General features: G+C 72.2%; 13 protein-coding genes and 3 pseudogenes. 9 read left to right on the top strand and 7 right to left on the bottom strand.

The features are described from left to right. Positions 1-820 precede the first annotated feature (820 nt). The gene (locus AB0P06_RS35425; RefSeq protein WP_363614859.1) at positions 821-1,075 is read right to left on the bottom strand and encodes a hypothetical protein; all 255 of its coding nucleotides are present in this window, start codon (positions 1,073-1,075) and stop codon (positions 821-823) included. Between the two features lie 978 nt (positions 1,076-2,053). Here AB0P06_RS35425 and AB0P06_RS35420 point away from each other — a divergent pair. From AB0P06_RS35420 to AB0P06_RS35405, 4 genes are all read left to right on the top strand, one after another. Continuing rightward, positions 2,054-2,428, top strand: coding sequence for a transglycosylase SLT domain-containing protein (locus AB0P06_RS35420; protein ID WP_363614857.1), 375 nt, complete (start codon positions 2,054-2,056; stop codon positions 2,426-2,428). A 230-nt stretch (positions 2,429-2,658) separates the two neighbouring features. Next, complete coding sequence (locus AB0P06_RS35415; RefSeq protein WP_363614855.1) at positions 2,659-2,826, top strand: hypothetical protein; 168 nt, start codon at positions 2,659-2,661, stop codon at positions 2,824-2,826. A 335-nt stretch (positions 2,827-3,161) separates the two neighbouring features. Next, the gene (locus tag AB0P06_RS35410; protein ID WP_363614853.1) at positions 3,162-4,370 is read left to right on the top strand and encodes a cytochrome P450; all 1,209 of its coding nucleotides are present in this window, start codon (positions 3,162-3,164) and stop codon (positions 4,368-4,370) included. Continuing rightward, positions 4,364-4,597 (top strand): ferredoxin, encoded by a 234-nt coding sequence (locus AB0P06_RS35405; RefSeq protein ID WP_363614851.1) that lies wholly within the window; start codon positions 4,364-4,366, stop codon positions 4,595-4,597. The genes AB0P06_RS35410 and AB0P06_RS35405 overlap by 7 nt, the downstream gene beginning before the upstream one ends. Before the next feature lie 59 nt (positions 4,598-4,656). Here the strand turns inward: AB0P06_RS35405 and AB0P06_RS35400 are convergent, their stop codons facing one another. Together AB0P06_RS35400 and AB0P06_RS35395 are read right to left on the bottom strand one after the other, a co-directional pair. After that, positions 4,657-5,271, bottom strand: coding sequence for a TetR family transcriptional regulator (locus tag AB0P06_RS35400; protein ID WP_363614849.1), 615 nt, complete (start codon positions 5,269-5,271; stop codon positions 4,657-4,659). A gap of 153 nt (positions 5,272-5,424) precedes the next feature. Further along, a pseudogene (locus AB0P06_RS35395) lies at positions 5,425-5,786 on the bottom strand (thiamine pyrophosphate-binding protein); the annotation flags it as partial. Positions 5,787-6,186: 400 nt separating this feature from the next. Between AB0P06_RS35395 and AB0P06_RS35390 the strand changes: the two are divergent. The 3 genes from AB0P06_RS35390 to AB0P06_RS35380 all read left to right on the top strand — a co-directional run bounded on the left by AB0P06_RS35390 (position 6,187) and on the right by AB0P06_RS35380 (position 10,036). Continuing rightward, positions 6,187-6,558 carry a hypothetical protein gene (locus AB0P06_RS35390; RefSeq protein ID WP_363614847.1) on the top strand — a complete coding sequence of 124 codons (372 nt, stop codon included), beginning with the start codon at positions 6,187-6,189 and terminating at the stop codon, positions 6,556-6,558. Between the two features lie 231 nt (positions 6,559-6,789). Further along, positions 6,790-7,701 (top strand): hypothetical protein, encoded by a 912-nt coding sequence (locus tag AB0P06_RS35385; protein WP_363614845.1) that lies wholly within the window; start codon positions 6,790-6,792, stop codon positions 7,699-7,701. A gap of 1,867 nt (positions 7,702-9,568) precedes the next feature. Next, positions 9,569-10,036, top strand: coding sequence for an Imm1 family immunity protein (locus AB0P06_RS35380; RefSeq protein WP_363614843.1), 468 nt, complete (start codon positions 9,569-9,571; stop codon positions 10,034-10,036). Positions 10,037-10,440: 404 nt separating this feature from the next. Here AB0P06_RS35380 and AB0P06_RS35375 read toward each other — a convergent pair whose 3' ends face one another. After that, a complete protein-coding gene (locus AB0P06_RS35375; RefSeq protein ID WP_363614841.1) occupies positions 10,441-10,824 on the bottom strand; it encodes a ribosomal protein L7/L12 in 384 nt (127 codons plus the stop codon). A gap of 1,329 nt (positions 10,825-12,153) precedes the next feature. Here AB0P06_RS35375 and AB0P06_RS35370 point away from each other — a divergent pair. Continuing rightward, positions 12,154-12,702: pseudogene (locus AB0P06_RS35370) on the top strand (HEAT repeat domain-containing protein); the annotation flags it as partial. A 16-nt stretch (positions 12,703-12,718) separates the two neighbouring features. Beyond that, positions 12,719-13,172: pseudogene (locus tag AB0P06_RS35365) on the top strand (MFS transporter); the annotation flags it as partial. Between the two features lie 119 nt (positions 13,173-13,291). Here AB0P06_RS35365 and AB0P06_RS35360 read toward each other — a convergent pair. The 3 genes from AB0P06_RS35360 to AB0P06_RS35350 form a co-directional block, all read right to left on the bottom strand. Next, positions 13,292-14,818 (bottom strand): S8 family serine peptidase, encoded by a 1,527-nt coding sequence (locus AB0P06_RS35360; RefSeq protein WP_363614839.1) that lies wholly within the window; start codon positions 14,816-14,818, stop codon positions 13,292-13,294. A 246-nt stretch (positions 14,819-15,064) separates the two neighbouring features. Further along, positions 15,065-16,069, bottom strand: coding sequence for a hypothetical protein (locus tag AB0P06_RS35355; protein ID WP_363614837.1), 1,005 nt, complete (start codon positions 16,067-16,069; stop codon positions 15,065-15,067). A gap of 406 nt (positions 16,070-16,475) precedes the next feature. Further along, on the bottom strand, positions 16,476-16,811 hold the full coding sequence (locus tag AB0P06_RS35350) for a hypothetical protein (protein WP_363614835.1): 336 nt from the start codon (positions 16,809-16,811) through the stop codon (positions 16,476-16,478). Positions 16,812-17,249 lie beyond the last annotated feature (438 nt).

Here is a 17,249-nt window from a genome sequence, read left to right as displayed (position 1 = left end):
GGACCTTAGACAAGCCTCATCGTTGCAGCTCAGAAGGCACTTTCGCTTTTCCGATCATGATCCGGACGCGACCCCGGATGAAACGCGCAGGCTAGTCGCGTGCCGCATGGAAGACACCTCCCAGCTGCGTCAGGCCGTCCTTACCTGGCTCGAGCAGGCATGCAACCTGCCCTCCGCACCCCAGGCCATCACAGATGTGGCGCTTGCGGTGCTGCCGGAATGGGAGGCCCTGAGCAATGCGGTGGTCAGGGCGGCACCGATATCGGATCACCGTGACCTCTACGGCAAGGGCGACGGCGGCAGGCGTCTGTCCGTGATGACCCGTCACCATCCCACGGTGACGGAACCCGGAGGTCACCACAAGCCGCCCCGCTGTGTGGGGTGGTGGCCCGGTCCCGCCTCGTCCCGTTCGGCCTGCCCGCTCCCGCCTGGCCCCCGTCTGCCCGGCTCGGCTGCGCCTGCCCGTCCCGGCCTGTCCGTGCTGCGCCGGGCCCGGGCCGGTGGTTGCGTTACCGGCTGCTGGTGACGCAACCCTGCTCCGGCTGTCTGGAGGCCCGGCCGGGCTGCCGCTGTGGGTGTTCCCGGGGGTGTTCGCCTGGCCGTCCGGAGCCCTCCGGGGGCCGTCTCGGGGCGGTCCGGGTAATCCCGCGAAGTGACGGACCGCCCAAAAGGCCGCCGTATTCCGCTCACGAATGCGGCCGGTATTTCCTTCGGGTAAGGCCCGGTCTGGCGGGTGCCGGGATTTCTGGTGACAGCCTGCCGGGATTCTCGGTCGCGGTTTCGGCGGGTGGCAGCCGCCCCGGCCCCGGCGGGTGGGCTGTCAAGCCAGGGCGCCCGGCGTGGTCCTCTCAGCGTCGCCGACCCGTTGGAGCAGTTGGGACGTGAGCAGGTCCTGATACGGCTTGAACTGGAACTGCAGCGGTGGAGCCATGTCGCCGAAGGACTCGCCGAACGCGTGCGGTGACCGTGCCAGTCCCAGCAGCACCCGGTCCGCCGTGTCGTCGCCGGCCGGGTGCGGGCCTGAGCCGGCGGCTTCGGGCGCGCTGATGGCGGTGGGGGCGCTCCCGGGCTGCAAGCGCTCCTCGGCTCGGGTGCCGGCAACCATGGCCCGGTCGGCGACCCCGATGCCTCCGACGCCGACTGCCTGCTCACCGTGAACTGGGACAGCACGGTCGACTGGTCGTACGTCCGGGACCGCGAATCCGACCCCGGCGTCTACCCGCCGATGAAACTGGACGTCCCCGCCGCCTCCGACCCGGTCGGCCTGGCCTGCGCCCTCGAGTACGGATGGCGAGACCGCCGGCCGGATGCCCCACCCGGCCCACTGGGAGGGCGCCGAGCGCCTCGACGAAGCCGTTCGGGCCTGGCGGAACGAGCACTGGACACCAGCGGGGCGGACACCAGCCGCCGGTGCCCGCCCCGCCGCGACGTGAGGTCCTCGATGCGGGCGGTGCCGGCCGGGACGAGCGTCTCGGTGGCCGGCCGGGTCCTGCGGCGGCTTCGCGCCCTGCCCAGCTGCCGCCGTGCCGGTCAGGGGGGGGCGGCAGCTGTGGCGACGTCCGGTGGTGCCGTTCCCGCGTCGGCCGGGTGTGGTGGCGGTCTCAATGGCGGGCGATCGGTGGTGACTCGGCGTGGTGGGTGGTGGGCCGGTCGGTGATGGTGCCGGGGCCGGGGCGGTGAGTGCGCTCACACGCGGATGCGATGAACGACGACGGCTAGCAGTCCGTTTTGCACCACTTCGCAAGGGGGCTGGGGGGTGTTTGTGCAGGCCGGGAGGGGTGGCGCGCTCCAGACAGGCCCTTCCTTCGAATCGGATCCGGCCTCTTCGCTACGACCGCGGGTCGTAGCGAAGGGGCCTTGGCGAGCGCCGATCCAGTCTGGCAACTTGGCATTCGTCGCCAGCCACACCGGCTCCTGTCCCGCCGGTGAACGGCTTACCGCCGAGTCACGCCCTGCGACCGTTCGGCCCCTGTCCGGCCATGGTCGAGGCGGGGCGTGACACCGGCCCAACCCGATTGAGGTCTTGCTCTTCATGCCCGCTTTCAAGCTCCGTATGCGTACCTCTGCCGTGATTCTTGCCGGTGCCGCCGGTGTGACCGCCCTGGGTGCCGCCGTGGTCCCCACCGTCGCCTCGGCCGCGGACGCCTCCCCGCAGGCCATCGCCGCTCAGATCGTGTCGGCGGACCAGCTGGCCTCGTTCAGCCAGATCATCTCCCACGAGTCGGGCTGGAACGTCACGGCGACCAACCCGAGCTCGGGCTCGTACGGTCTGGGCCAGGCGCTGCCGGCCTCCAAGATGGCCTCGGCTGGTGCGGACTGGAAGACCAACCCGTCCACCCAGATCAAGTGGGCGCTGGACTACATGAACACCCGCTACGGCAGCCCGAACGCCGCCTGGAGCTTCTGGCAGACCCACCACTGGTACTAAGCCGACCATTCGGCTTCCCCTCACCCCGGGGGCCGGACAGGGGCAACCGGAGTGACCCACGAGGGCCTGTGCCCGCGCATCTGCGCGGGCACAGGCCCTCGTGCCGTTTCCCGGCCGTCCGAAACACCCCGATCGGCAGCAGCGTACCCACGCCGGTGCCCGGCAGCGCACCGCCGGGCGTCGCCGGGTGCCGCGGGCGTCGTTCTGCCGGGAGAAGGCGGCCGCCAGCCTTGACGGCCGCCGTCGACCAGGCCCTGGCCGCCGCCCAGGACGACCTGCGGATCGCCGACCGGCACGCCGACGCCGGTGACGAGAGCGCCGTCGTCCCGGACGATCCGTGGTGGGAGGCCCGGGTGGTGCACGCGAAGATCTACCCGGTTGAGGACCGTACAGCGTGATCTGTCAGGTCGGGGAGAAGCCGCTCAGCCGGGAGCCGGCCGTTGCTGTGCGGGCTGCGGGCTGCGGGCCGCGATCCCCCGGGCTGCGGTCCGGGCACGGCGTCCGGCCGGCCGGCTGCAGAGGGCGGCGGCGCGGCGGGTTGTCACCGCAGGCCGACGGCGCCCGGTGGCTGACTGTGCGTGCCGGCGGTGTTACGCTCCAGAGAGAAGAGAGAGCTGACTCTCACTTGTTGGCCAGGGATGCCGTTCGTCCGTCCCGGGCCTGGACGTGCAGGAGAGGGCGGTTCCGCCAAGCGTTCACTGCTCTTGTGGCCTTTGGCCGGCGAGGAGAGACCATGACCGCACCCGCACCGCAGTTACCCTTCGAGCGCCCCAACGCCCTGGAATTGGCGCCGCTGCTCGCGCGTCTGCGCGAGGAAGGCCCGATCACGCGGGTGACCACACCCGCCGGTGACCCGGCTTGGCTGGTGACCCGTTACGAGGAGGCCCGGGTGGTCCTGGGCGACACCCGGTTCTCCCGGCTGCGCCCCGATTCCGAGGACGCGCCGAGGATCTCGGAGTCGGCGCTGCACACGCGCCCCGCCCCCACACCCGAGGAAGAGGACCGCGAGCACACGCGGATGCGGCGGATGCTGACGCCCGCGTTCAGCGCGCCGCGGATGCGCCGGCTGGGCGGGAGGATCGGGGAGCTCGCCGCATCCTGCCTGGAGACGATGGACGAGGAGCGTTCGCGGGATCCGGAACGTGCCGTCAACCTGCATGACCACCTGTCGTTCCCGTTGCCGGTGATGGTGATCTGCGAGCTGCTGGGTGTGCCGGTCGCGGACCGGGACCTGCTGCGCGGCTGGTCGGAGCGGATCGGCGCGCTGTACGACGGGGCCGACGGGGCCGCGGCCATGGCCGAGTTCGAGGCGTACGTGGCCGCCATCGCCGAGGAGAAGCGCAAGAAGCCGGGGCAGGACGTGATCAGCGACATCCTGGCCGTGCAGGCGGAGGACCCCTCGTTCACCGAGGGGGAGATGACCCGGCTGGCGGTGGGGCTGCTGTTCGCGGGCCACGAAACGACGTCGGCCCGGATCGACCTGGGGGTCCTGTTCCTGCTGAGCGACACCGGCCGGCGGGACCGCTTCGTCGCCGACCCGGAGGTGCTGGCCCGCGCCACCGTGGAGGAGGTCCTGCGGATGTCCGCGCCCGGTGGGCTGGGCCTGACCCGCTACGCCCGCGAGGACGTCACCGTCGCGGGGACCGCGATCGCGCGGGGCGAGGCGGTGCTGGTGGCGATCAACGCCGCGAACCGGGACGGGCGGGCGTTCGAGGGGCCTGACACCTTCGACCCGTCGCGTTCCCCCAACGCGCACCTGGCCTTCGGGCACGGCGGTTACTACTGCATCGGCAACGTGCTGGCACGCACCGAGATGCAGGTCGCGCTGACCGCGCTGTTCCGGCGCTTCCCCGGCCTGCGGCTGGCGGTGGACGCGCGCAGCCTGCGCGACCACTCCGAACGGCTCGCGGGCGGCCTCGGCGAGGTCCCGGTCCTGTGGTGAACGGGGAGCAACCGCGCGAGTGGTCTGTCGCGCGGGTGGAGGCGGACACCTCGCGGTGCGTGTCGTCGGGGCAGTGCGCGGTGACCGCGCCGCTGGTGTTCGACCAGGACGAGGCCGGGCAGGTCGTCGTGCTCGCCGCCGAGCCCGGCGGACGGGCGGCGGAACAGGCCCGCCAGGCGGCCGCCATGTGCCCGGCCTCGGCGATCCGGCTGTATCCGGCGCCCTAGCGGCTGGTGGTGCCGGTGGTGCCGGCGGCCCGGCGGGGCGGCCGGCACCCACCTCGGCGTCAGGGGGTGCGGGTGCGCAGCGCGGGGGCGGGACAGGGCAGCGGGCTGGCCCCGGCGGGGGTGAGGCCATCGAGGACCAGGGCCAGGTACCGGCGCCAGCCGTCCTCGCGGGGCTCCATCGTCCACAGCACCGAGACCAGCATGACGACGATGCGGTGCAGGTCGTCGGGTACCAGGTCGGCGCGGATCACGCCCGCGTGCTGACCGCGCGCCAGGAGAGCGTCGAGGGCGGCGAAGAACTCCTGTCCGGTCGCCGGGGTCAGGACGCCGGCGGCGCGGGCGGCGGTCAGCACGTTGTAGTCGCCGGCCACCGATTCCAGCGCCGCTTCCAGCACGCGGGCCAGTCCGGACGCGGGGTCGGGGGCGTGGGCGGCAGCCTGGATGACGGGACGGACGTGCCCGCCGAAGCGCTCGTCCAGTACGGCCCGCAGGAGCGCGGCCTTGTCGGGGAAGCGGCGAAAGAGAGTGGCGGCGCCGACGCCGGCCCGGCGTGCCACCTCGTCGAGGTGGGCGTCGGGGCCTTGTTCGGTGAAGACCTCCCGGGCAGCCCGGATGATCTTTTCCGCGTTGCGGGCGGCGTCGGCGCGCAGCAGCCGGGGGGAGTCGAGGGCCATCCGGGCAGCCTATCCAAGGGCCGGCGGAACGGCGCCGGACGGCCGGGGAGACGGGCTTGCCCCCGGCGGCCTGGCCGCCGCACCCCCTCCGTGGCTCAGGCGTCCAGGTGGGTGGGCGCGAACATCCGCAGCACGGCGGGCGGGACAGCACGTTGGGGCCCGCAACAGCTCGGCCAGCCGGAGCAGTTCGCCGCTGGCTCCGGCGCGGACCACGCCGCCTCCGGCCAGGATCACCGGGCGCTCGGCCTCGGCCGGCAGCACCGCCGCCTCGGCGATCAGCTCCGGGCGGGGGCCGGCGGCCGGGGTTCGGCGCGCAGCCCGGTGACCGGCGGTACGGTCACCGGCGCGAGCCGGACGTCCTGCGGGATCTCCACCCACACCGGCCCGTACGGCGCGCTCAGTGCCGATTCCCAGGCGGCGGCCAGCGCGGAGGGGATCTGCGCGGGGGTGCGTGCGGTGTGTACGGACTTCGCCACGTCGCGGAAGCTGGCCTGCTGGTCGACGAGTTCGTGCAGTGTCGGCGGCGCCCGGGTGAGTGCCCGGGTGCCGGGGCCGGCCACCGTGCCGACCCCGGCCGACCGTTGACGGAAGGCCAACTCGATGACCGCCACCGCGCTCGCCCAACCCGATCCCGACGACGGCGGCCAGGGCGCCGGCCACGTTCCGGACCGGTCGGCGCAGGCCTCGCCCGGCCGGGACAATCAGCCCGCCACCATCCCCGCCACCATCCCCGCCGGCACCTCCGCCCCCACCTCCACGCCCCCAACCCCGCAGGGTCGCATTTCCGCTGGTCAGGTGCCCCGGACAAGGGTTTCGGGCCGTGGCGACAACCCTGCTGCCTCCTCCGCTGTCGAAGACAGCGGAGGAGGACGGTGGAAGCGGGGATCGACAGCACCGGTCCGGGGCGCCGTCCTCATGGCGCTCGCCCTGTTCCTGCGAGCCACCGCCCGCGAACTGTGGCCGCTGGTCCCGCCCCACCAGCGCAGCGACAAGTCCATCCGCGACGCCCCGGCCGACCTGAAGACGGTCGGGCGGGTCCGCGAGGAACTGCGCCTGTCCGACGGCCGCAAGCTCTGGTGCCTGACCACGGCCGGACGCCGCGAAGCCGCCATCCTCCTCCCGGCCGGTACCAAGCTCGCCGCGCTGCGCCCGGCGAAGGAGGGCCCGTCGACCGCGTACTCCGAGCACGCCCTGGACGTCGCCGCCGTCGCCGGCCTGCTCGCCAGGGCGGGCATCGGGCACCTGGCCGCGTTCACCGTCATGAAGGCGCACCTCGCGCAGGTGTGAGCCGCAGGGCGGCCGACATCGGCGGCCCCGAAGGCTTTTGCCGAGCGGCTTCACGCGACAGGAACTGTCCGGCGCCGCGTTGGCGCGCCGGGAGGGACCGCCGTCGGCTCACCGGACAAGGGGATGGCCCTGCCGGGGAACGTGGCACAACCCCGGCCCCGATACGCGGCCTGTCGCCCTCGAACGGAACCTGGAACGCTGTCGTGTACGGATCCCGGGGAGGGGGCGCACATGGCGGGTTGGTACCGACGCCGGGCGGAGTTGGCCCGAGTGGGCGGGGAGGTCAGGGCCCAGCTGTTGCTGTTCGATCTCGCCCGCGCGGCCCGGGCCGCCGGCCTGCCGGCCCGGGCCGCTGCGAACATACGGATCACCGCCCGGGTCATCGGCCGCACCAAAGCCTTCGAAGCCGTCGGCAGGGACCTCTACAACGCCCTGCTCGGCCTGTACTCCACGGCAGTCAGCGTCGTGACAATGAAAACCCGGCTCGTGGCGCCCCTTTGGCTCCAGGCGGTACTCTCCGGTCTCGCCGTGGCCGCCGTGCTCATGACAAAGGCCCGGTGGTCGGTCTTCGGTACCGGCCTGCGCCGGCTGGGCGGCACGTGGTCGGTTCCCGCACGTGCCGTCCTCGCCGCCGCCGCCCTCGGCCCCCGCGCAGCCAGCCCGAACCGCAGACGCCGCGCGGCGACCCGAAAGGTCAGCTCCCGCCTCCGCGACCTGGAACGAGCCCTCCTCGCCCGGGAAAGAGGCGTCGGCCGGCCGCGGCGCCACCAGATCCGTACCCACCGCCGACTCGTCGTCGCCGCCCTGCGCCAAGCCGAACTCCGCCTCGACACCCAGCACCGCAACGACCTGCTCGAAACACTGCTGACCATCAGCACCAACCACACCAGGGGCCACTACGCGGCCCTCCTGCCCGCCGAGCAGCTCGAAGGCCTGGAACCCGCCAAGGACCACACCCTGCTGTGGGCCTCGCTGCGCACCGGGGCCGGGGTGGCGGTCGTCACGGCCGCGGTCTGGGCGGGAGAGCGGTTCGGCCTGTCCAGCCTGGTCCTGATGCTGGGCGCGCTCGCGGTGTTCAGCCTGGTGTTCCGCAGCCACGCCGAAAGGGTGCCCGACGCCATCCTGACGAGGCTGTCCGGCTGAAAGGCCAAGCAAGGCCGGAACTCCGGGGGGTGGCGCCTTTCTTCGGGCCGGCCGGGCCGACCGCCAGGAACTGCACGGTGCAGTCTTCCGCGGGCAGGTCCGGGGGCCGCGAGGTCTTGGGGCTCGATGCGGAGAATCCCGTCGCCTCCCCTCCAGAGGCCGTAGCCGTGGTACGGGGGTGTCCTCCACCGCGGCCCCGACGGTCTTGCCGGTGGCGTCGCCGGGGCCGCAGATGCACGTCCGCTCGCCGGGCCACTGGCAGGGCTTGGGGTGGAAGGTCAGTACCACGGTGCGCCCTTCCGTGGTCCTCGGCGGGGAGGGTTCTTCGTCCGCGGCTTCCCTGGCGGCGGTGGCGCGGCGCAGCACGTCGGGGCTCTCCGGGAGGCGGATCGGCCATTGGCCGCGCCAACGGGGTGGTGCGGCCTGGTCGGGCGGCTCGTTGTCCGCGGGGAGCCGGTCGGCATCTGCGGTCCGGGTCTGGGTTCGAGGAAGAGGCCGATGAGTTCGGTGGGGACGGGCTGTTGGCCGGGGCCGGGAAGGGGGGCCGCGTCCGGCCGGGCGGGCGTTCTGGCCGGGCGTCTGGTCGCCTCCGGCAGGCCTGTCGACCGTCCGGTCGGCCGGTAGGCCGAGCGCCTCGTACAGGGCCACCAGGTGCTCGCGGGCGGCGCGGGCTTGCCGGACGGCCTGGGCGAGCTGTTCGCCGTCCAGCGCCTCCAGCCCGGCGGTAGCCAGTTCCGGGTCGATTCCCGCCAGCAGTTCCCTGGCCTCCTCGCGCAGCCGCGGGGCTTGCTCGGCCAGGCGGCGCTGGCTCAGGGCGGCCCGAGGGCACGCCTGTCCGCAGTACAGGCCGGGACGACCGGTGCGGGCCGGGCCGGGAAGCCGCCGACCACAGCGGGGCCGGCGCACACGGCGGCCGTCTGCTGGTGATGATCCGTCACCGTCCTGCCGTGACGTAACCTCGAGGGCCACCACAAGCCGGCCTGCTGTGGGGTGTGCTCTGGTGTCGGTGTCGGTGTCGGTGTCCGGCCTCGGCCCCGGCGCCTCTGCCGCCTGCCTGCCCGTGGTGGCTGCCCCTGATCCGGTCCGGCCCGCTTGTCCTGCTGTCCCGGCCTGCTGGTCAGAGGCCGGATTCTTTGCCGGGCCCGGGCCGGCGGGTTGCGTCACCGGTTGCTGGTGACGCAACCCTGCTTCGGCTGCCAGGGGGATCGTCCGGGCTGCCGCCGTGGTTTCCGGGGGTGTCTGGTGTGCTCTCGGGGGCGTTCCGGGGTGTGACCTCATCGGGCAGGTTGGTTGAGAATCCGTGGGGTTTCTGGCTCCATGGCTCGGATCGGTTCAACCAATTCGTGACGGTTCTGCGGGCTCGTCCCGGGGGTGTGGAGTGGTCCGGTCTGGTGACGGTGGGTGTTCGTCTCGTCCGTCGGCGGGGCCGCGGAGGGTCGGTCCAGGGGTGGAGGGTGTTCGGGCTTTCCAAGGAATTGACGGCCGGTTGGGAATGGCCACGGGTTCCACTTGGGATTCGTCCTGAATTCGTGCTCGGTGAATGCCGGAAAGCCCGGTTGTGGTTGCGCGGGAGCTGCTCGACAGGATCTGGCCTGGCTCCTGGGGGACGTCCGTCACGCCTGCGGACCGTTGTCCGGGTGGCCTGCCCCGCTGTCCCGGGTGGCCGTGCGGGGGCGCCGGTGGAACAGTGGCTTCGGCAGGCCTGGGACCCGGTATCTTCCGGGGGCTTGGCGACGAACCCTTCGAAGAGGCCGGCCAGCGCGCGGCCGTTGGCCGGATTGCCGACGGGGCCGTGGGGGGCCGTCCGCAGTCCCGCCCGGGCGGGCCCCGGTCGGCTGGCGGGGCTGTCTGCTCCACGGTGGCGGGAATGGTGCTACGTGCTGAACTCCGATACAGGCCGGACCGGATCCGCAGGCCCGACCACCTCAACTCCCTTGAGGAAGTCGACACCCTGATCGACGAACTCCTCGAAGGTCCGGCGAACGAGAACCTGGCCCAGATCATCCATCTGGACCGGGAACGGATCAAGCCTAGAATTCCGGGTTACGAATTTATTGAGACTGAAATTCCGGATCACGATTTCCAGGTTGGGGCGGACAAGGAGCTTCAGGTTGGGGTTCTGCTCTTCATCGACCGCAGCGGGAACTTCGTGACGGCGGGTCCGCCGGAGTCAAGGAATGCCCCCGAGTACTACCTTGCCGGACACTGGACCAAATTTCCCGACCAGACGGAGATTTCCATCGACCTCGCCCGGGCGGCCGTGAAGGAATTCCTGGCATCGGGAGGGCAGCGCCCGACCTGTGTTTCCTGGAAAAACCAGTATCCTGACGATTAGCCGGAAGCAACCCAGCACCCGCCCCGCTGCCCCCGTTTCCGTCCGGGCGGCTTGCGGGGGCGGTTTGGCCGTGGAACTTCTCCCGCCCGTCGGTCCAGCTCTGTGCCTGCCGCCCTCGGCCGGTGCCGCAGGCCCGGCCCGTGCACCTGCTACCGGTCGGGCCGTCAGGCCCCGGTCCCGGCCATCCACTGGTGCGGCCGCAGGCCGCCCGGTCCCTGACCCGCCACACCCTGTCTGCGTCCCACCCTCGGCCGAGGCCGCAGGCCCGGCCCCGCATTTCACTGCGGGCCGGGCCGCCAGGCCCCCCAGTTCCTCGCTACCCGCCGCTCCGCTGCGCTCGTTGACCTGCCGTGGCTTGGTGCTCGAGGCGGCTGTCCCCCTGCGCCCGGGGTGGCGGTATGGGTTCAGGGGGTGGTGTGGCCGGGCAGGGGGCCGTAGGCGGTGCACCACTCGCAGTCGCAGGTGGTGAGGGAGTTGGCCTGGCAGTGGGCGGTGGGCCATGCCCGGGAGGTGCACGGGCCGGGGCCGACGGGGGTGCCGTCGTCGGGCAGGGTGCGCCGGCACCAGTCGCATCGGATGGCGGCCGGCACACCGGCCTGGCGCAGTCGTCCAGCCGCTTCGGCGGCGGTGGCGAAGGGGATGGCTTCCCGCGCGGTGACGGGTGCGCCGTTCAGGAGCTGTCTGCTGTGCCACAGGCTCAGGCCCGTGACGGCGCGGACCGCCTTGAGGGCCGCAGGCCCGCCGGGCGAGGGGTCGGTCAGCAGGACTGTGAACTGCGGATCCTCCACAGGTCTCTCCTTCGGGTCGGTCGGTGTCGTGCCGCATGCCCGGTCAACAGTCGGCAGGGCAGTGGCTCCAAGGGGATATCGGGGCCTCCGTCCTGCCCCCGCCACCCGGGCCGGTGCCGCAGGCCCGCACCGCGCACCTGCCCGGCACCCCGGCCGCCCGCTGGGTGCGGCCACCGGGCCGGCACACCCACCCGCGGCCGCCAGGCCGTCCGCTTGAAGACCGGGTGGCGGTGCCTGCTGCGCCCCGACCCGGCCCCCGCCCCCTGCCCTTGGCCGGGTTGTGTCTGCTCCCCGCGCTGTGCCGTGACCCGGGGGTGAAGTCCCTGACAGCTCTTGCATCTCCGTACGGCCGGACGCCCGGGTTCGCGACACCTCCTGCATCCCTGTACGGCCGGGCCGCTCGGGAGCCGCCGCTGCGCCCCGAGGAGGTGGTGCGAGGGTCGGTTCCGGGGTGCGGGTCCCGAGGGGTGGGATGTGGGGGCGGTGGGGCTTGTGTACGGCCAGGGAGGGGCCGGAGGGGGGCCGCACTGGGTTGTCCCGGAGTCCGTCGGTGGAGTGCCGGCGGGGCTGGGTGAGTTCCTCCGGGGCCGGGCGGACCCCGGAGGCGGCGGGCCCCAGAACGCCTCACCGGGCCGGTACTGCCCGGCAGCGGGGGTGCCGGTGGCGTCCGGGCGGGGTGGCCCGGTGAGCTCCTGGTGATGATTGGCGTGATGCTTTCAGTGGGTTCGGCGTTGCTGGTCACCCGGGGTTGGGTGGTGGTTCTTGCTGTTCAGGGACGTGTTGTGAGCGGGCAGTGGTGAAGGGCCGCGCTGATGTGGTGGTGAAGCACCACACCGAGGTGCGGTGAACCACGGACGCCGATCGTTATCGCGGCTGCCGGGGTCCGGCCGGCAGTGGTGAGGCCCGGGACAGGGATCTTGTGGGCGTCGTATACGGGAAGCGGCAGGTTGATCGGCTCCGGCAGGATGACGCGGTGAACTTCTTCTTCCGTCGTCAGCAGCCTGCCTCGCGGCCTTCCCGGGCGTGGATGTCCTGGAGCGTGTCCGGCTGGCGGTGGCCGGGGCGCGGTCTCGGGACGGGGATGCGTTCGAGGAGTTGATCGCCGCACTGCTGGCGGTCGGCTCGGCCGGGGATCTTGACGACTCGCTTGAGGCGCTGCGTGTGCTGACGGGACGTCCGGCGCTGCTGCTGCGCCTGGACGCCTTCATACGACGGGAGCCGTGGTACTCGACGCGCCCCGCTCCATCACTCACCGAGGCCGACCCGGTCGCCCTTGTCCTGGCGGCCTCGCACGCCGATGGCCGCATCCGTGAGCGCGTGGTGCGGCGGATGCTGCACCAGCCGCGTCCCGAGATGATGCCGTTTCTCGTCCTGCGGACCAGCGACTGGGTCCGCCGGGTACGGGAGCCGGCGTGCGCGGCTCTGGCCGTGCTGCTCCACGAGAACCCCCTGCTGGCCACCCCGGCGACCGTGCGTACGGCCCTGCTGACCAACCGGCGCCAGCGCGGCGCCTTCGCCCACGGTCAACTACTCGTGCCGCTGCTGGCCGAGTCGGGCACGGCCCTGTCCGGAAGGCTTCTCACGGCCCCCGACCCGGTGGTGCGTCGCTTCGTCCTCGACACCACCGCGCACCGCCTCAGGTTTCGTGACCTCGTGGCCCTCGCCGAGAGCGACCCCGGCCGGCAGGTCAGGGCCCGGGCCGCCGAGGCCGCCGCCCGGCAGGCGGTGTGGACCGACCAGGTCGAGCCGCTGCGCCGCCTGGCCCGCAGCCGCCACGCCGAGGTACGGATCACCGCCCTCACAGGGCTGATGCGCACCGGATCCCCGCAGAACGTGGTGCCGTACCTCGACGACCCGTCCGCACTGATCCGGGCCCTGGCCCGGGAGGCGGCACGCCGCCCCGTACCCGCTCTTCGTGTTCGACCCGGGACTGCCCATCGCCTTGGTCCTGGGTCACGGCAGCCACCTTCGGGTACGGGGCGGGGCTGCTGCTGCAGGACCGGCTGATGGCGCTGACGCCGGACGAGCTGAGCGGGCAGGCGCTGGGCCTGCACAGCTCCGGGATGCTCACCATGCAGGGTGTCGGCGCGGTGGTGGCCGGCTCGGTGGCCGAGCTGACCTCGCTGGCCACAGACATGGTGGCGACCGCGGCGGCCTCGTCGGCCGCGACCCTGCTGCTGGCGCCCGGGCTGCGCGGAAGTCCGGCGGCGGACGGCCGCGGCCGCGGAGGAGGAAGAGGCCCTCCCCACATCGAAGTAGGCCCCGTGGTGAAGCCCCACGGCAGGCCCGGGCCCGGTGGTGACCGGCGCCTGCTGTGCCCGGTGGACCGCTACCTGTACGCCCGTTGACCCAACGGGCCCGAAGAACGCGGACGCCCCCGGCCGGAATGGCCGGGGGCGTCCGCGTTCAGGCGCGGAACAGGGTAGTCGCGGGGACGACTACGGCAGCGGGACCTGTGCGGTGCCGACTACTTGACCGCGCGCAGCGCGTCGACGATGCCGAAGCCGTAGAAGCCGTTGATGCGCTTGCCGCCCGCACAGGCGGCGTCCACGATGCCGTCGCCGTTCCCGCCGTGTGGGTCGGCCGGGCACCCCGGGTTGTCCGCCTGGGCCTTGAGCAGTGCCTGCAACTGGGCCGGGGTCGCGTCCGGGTGGGCGGACTTCAGGAGCGCGGCCACACCGGAGGCGTGGGGAGTGGCCATGGACGTGCCCTGGAGGTAGCCGTACTGGTTGTTCGGCAGCGTCGACAGGATGCCGCCTTCCCCGGACGGTGTGTCCGAGGCCTGGTACTGGTCGCCGCCCGGCGCCGCGACGTCGATCACGCCGAGGCCGTAGCTGGAGTAGTACGACTTCGCGCTCCTGGCACCGGTCGCGCTGACCGTGACGACGCCCGGCAGTTGTGCGGGCAGCTCCCAGCACCTGTGCGGGTCGACCGTCCGGTTCGCCGGGGTGGAGTCGTTGGGGCTGACACCGTCGGTGAAGGCCTTGGAGGCCAGGTCGTGGTCGGAGTTGCCGGCCCCGGCGACATTGAGGATGCCCTTGCGCTGCGCGTAGAGCTGGGCGCGGTTGACCGCCTCGACGATGGCCTCCTGGTCGGGGTCGTCCAGGCAGTTGTACTGCCACGGGTCCACGTAGTAGCTGTTGTTGGTGATCTGCACACCGTGGTCGGCGGCGAACACGAAGGCGCAGACGACGCTTTCGGCGTAGATCAGCTGGCGCGGGGTGGGCTGGGAGACCGTGATGCCGGAGACCCTCACACCGGGTGCCACGCCCGCGACGCCGATGCCGTTGCGGGCCGCGGCTATCGTGCCCGCCACGTGCGTGCCGTGGAAGTGGATCGCGTCCACCGGCCGCCAGGAGCCGTACGTGGTATCGGCCTTGCCGCTGACGCAGTTCGCGGACTGCGACGGGGAGAAGTTCGCAGCGAGGTCCGGGTGGGTGTCGTCGACGCCGGTGTCTATCACGGCGACCGTGACGTCCCTGCTGCCCGGGTTGATCCTCGCGGCCTTGTCCGCGCCGATCGCCCGCAGGTCCCACTGCTCGGCTTCGAGGGGTTCGGTGCCGTCGCCGGACGCTTTCCCGATCCTCGCGGCCTCGGCCTCGGAGAGGTACCGCACCGCACCCTCGTCGGTCGTCCCCGCCGCGCTGAGCGGCGCGGTCCGCGTGGTACCTGCCGACTCCACGCCGCGCACCGCGCGCAGCCGCCTGCCGAAGTCGGGGTTCGCCGAGTGGACGACGATGACGCCGATCCCGTCGTACGTGACGACGATGGTGCCGCCGGCGGCGGTGATGGCCCGCTGCACCTCTGCGATCGTGCGACGGTCGGTCTTGGTGTTGACGACGTACGCCAGGGTGTGCGCGTCCTCGGCCCGCGCGGCGGACGGTATTCGGGGCGTCGCCGAGGCCGACGCGGGGAGGAATCCGAGCGAGGCGGTCAGCGACAGCACGATCGGTACGACCAGGCCGAGCCGGAGTAAGGAACGTCGTCGAGCCATGTGGTCTCCACATCATCCGGGTGCAGGACCCGCCCGACAGCAGAGTGCCGGCCAGGCAGGTGCATGACGGGTGGTACAGGGGTGAAGCTATCCCGCCACCTCGTCAACCAGCAATGACTCGCAATGACTTGACCAGACCTGCGGCGAAGGTGGCACTGCGGCCGAAGCCTGGACCTGTCGGAGCAGTGCGGACCCTTTGCCGCTGAGGAACCGCCAGGCAAGGCTCGGCTGGTGACTGGGCCATGGTCAGGACCACGGGCCGTCGCAGTCTCCGATGTCAGCCATGTCGGGGTCCAGCATGCTGCGAAGGCAGCGGTGGAGGCCGCTGGTCCTGGCGGTCTCGATCGCGCGCATCCACGGCAGCGGCGCCATCGACCGGGCTGTCTCGTCGGTGACGAGGTCGTCCAGCATGGCGCGCAGTTCGTCCGGGACCGGCACGTCGGTGAGGCACATCCACCCCAGCGCGGCGCTCACCCGCACCACGGGCGGTCGTACGGGGTCGGACCAGCAGGCCCGCATCCACACCACCGTCCCCAGGTCCTGGTGCGCCCGGGCCAGCTGCGCGATCGCCAGGACCAAGCTCGCGAGTACGGCCGGATTGCGCTCGGCGGGCAGGCGGGAGCGGAACGCGGTGAGGGTGTCCCGCGCACGGTCGGAGGCGGCCGCCAGCGCGTATGCGGCGGAGATGCGCAACGCGGGGTCGGGGTCGTCGAGCAGGGGCAGGAGAAGACCGGTGTCCGCGGAGATCGCGTCGCGGGCGGCCTGCACCGACCAGTTCTGCAAGTAGCCGGTGACCTCGAAACACCATTCGTCATCGCCGTAGAACCGCAGCATGTCGTCACGCGTGCACACGCCCTGGTGCCGCATGCGCGCCACCTCGCCCACCACGGACAGGGCCTCAGCGCGGTAGCCGGCCTCCGGACCAGTGCCGATCCGAATCAGGAAGGGCACCGTCGGCGCGGCCGCGGCCCTCATGTCGTTGGCACACAGGCCGATCAGCATGCCGAGCGCACCACCAACGTCGGCGGCGTCGCCCGAGCGCAACCGTTCCATGGCCCCCCAAACCCGGGCACCCTCCGGGAAGCGGTCCCATGGCACCTCCTCAAGCAGGAACCCGTCCTTGGTCTCCGTACGGATGCCCGCCACCACCGAGCGAACGTCGAGGGGCCCACCTACCTGGTCGAGCGGATCCCCGTCCACGAACGCCCGCACCACCGCCCGGTACGCCGGGTCGAGTTCCCACGAATTCACCCGGCAACCCCCACGACGGCTCCTCCGGTCCGAGGGCACGGTGCTGAAGGAAGAGGCCGAATCACGCAGCTGATCATGCCAGCCGCCACAGACAGCACACTGTGGCCGGACAGCCGGGATGTCCGGCTGAAGACACTCCCGCAGCGCGCGTTCGGAGCGGGAAACGATCACGTGCAGCCTGGGAACACGCTTCGCTCAGCGCTTTCATAGGTCCTGATCAGGGAGTTTCGTCCGTGCCCCTGGATACGTACCGTGGATACGCTCCTGGCCTGGTGCCTCGGCGTCGGCCACGACATCGTCCAGGCCCGCCACACCCTCGTCCGGGCCGAGACGGCAGGCGAGCGCTTGGCCGCTCTGGAGAGCGCCCACCTGCCCCCAGTCTTGGCCACCCCTGCTTGCGGGCGCGTCAGTGCCGCCGGCGTCCGTGCCAGCGACGCGTGACGCCTTCCCGCAGACGGTTCACACCGATCAGGACGGGGCGAAGGAATGGTATGGCCACCACCAGCAGGCACTGGGCGGTCGCCGCGATCGACAGCTGCAGGAGAAGCAGCCCGTACGCACACGCCAAGGGCAGTGCAAACGACACCACTGCCACGGCGCAGACGGCCCGCTTCAGGCTGAGTGTGACCCCGCCACCTCCCTTGTTCGCGGCCCATTGCTTGAGTCCGATGGCGAAAAAGGCGAGGACCAATGCCACCACCTCCACGGTGGTCAGCACAACGGTCACGAGAACGTCGACCACCAACCGAGGCATCCGGTCATCCTCACGCGGATCCCCTGGGTCGCCTTGAGTACGGATACTCAAGTCCGCGGCTGCTGCACACCCCTGGCTGCGCCCTGCCGGCGGCTACGGGTGGCTGCCGCGCTTCAGGGAATCGGGCAGGCTGTGCGCGCCGCACCCCGGTGCCCGCGGTGTACACCCCCACCGGCGTCTACCCCGTGCCGTCGTCTGCCGGAGGATACCCGCCCCCGCCGGCCGACTGCTGGTCGTTGCGGGGTCGCCGTCCGCGCCCGCACCGCTGCTTGTGCCAGGCGGTCCACCGGGAGACGCGGGGCGCCTACGGGGTTCCGAGGGTGCACGCGGAACTGAACCGCTGCGGGTTTGACCGAGACTCGTTCTCTTGGAAGGATCGAGTCCGTTATGAGGAAGCCATACCCCAGTGAGGTCCGGGAGCGGGCG

This window comes from Kitasatospora sp. NPDC088351 (assembly GCF_040685575.1).
Taxonomy (GTDB): Bacteria; Actinomycetota; Actinomycetes; order Streptomycetales; family Streptomycetaceae; genus Kitasatospora.
Note: the sequence above shows the minus strand (reverse complement) of the source record. Positions and strands in the feature narration are given on the sequence as shown.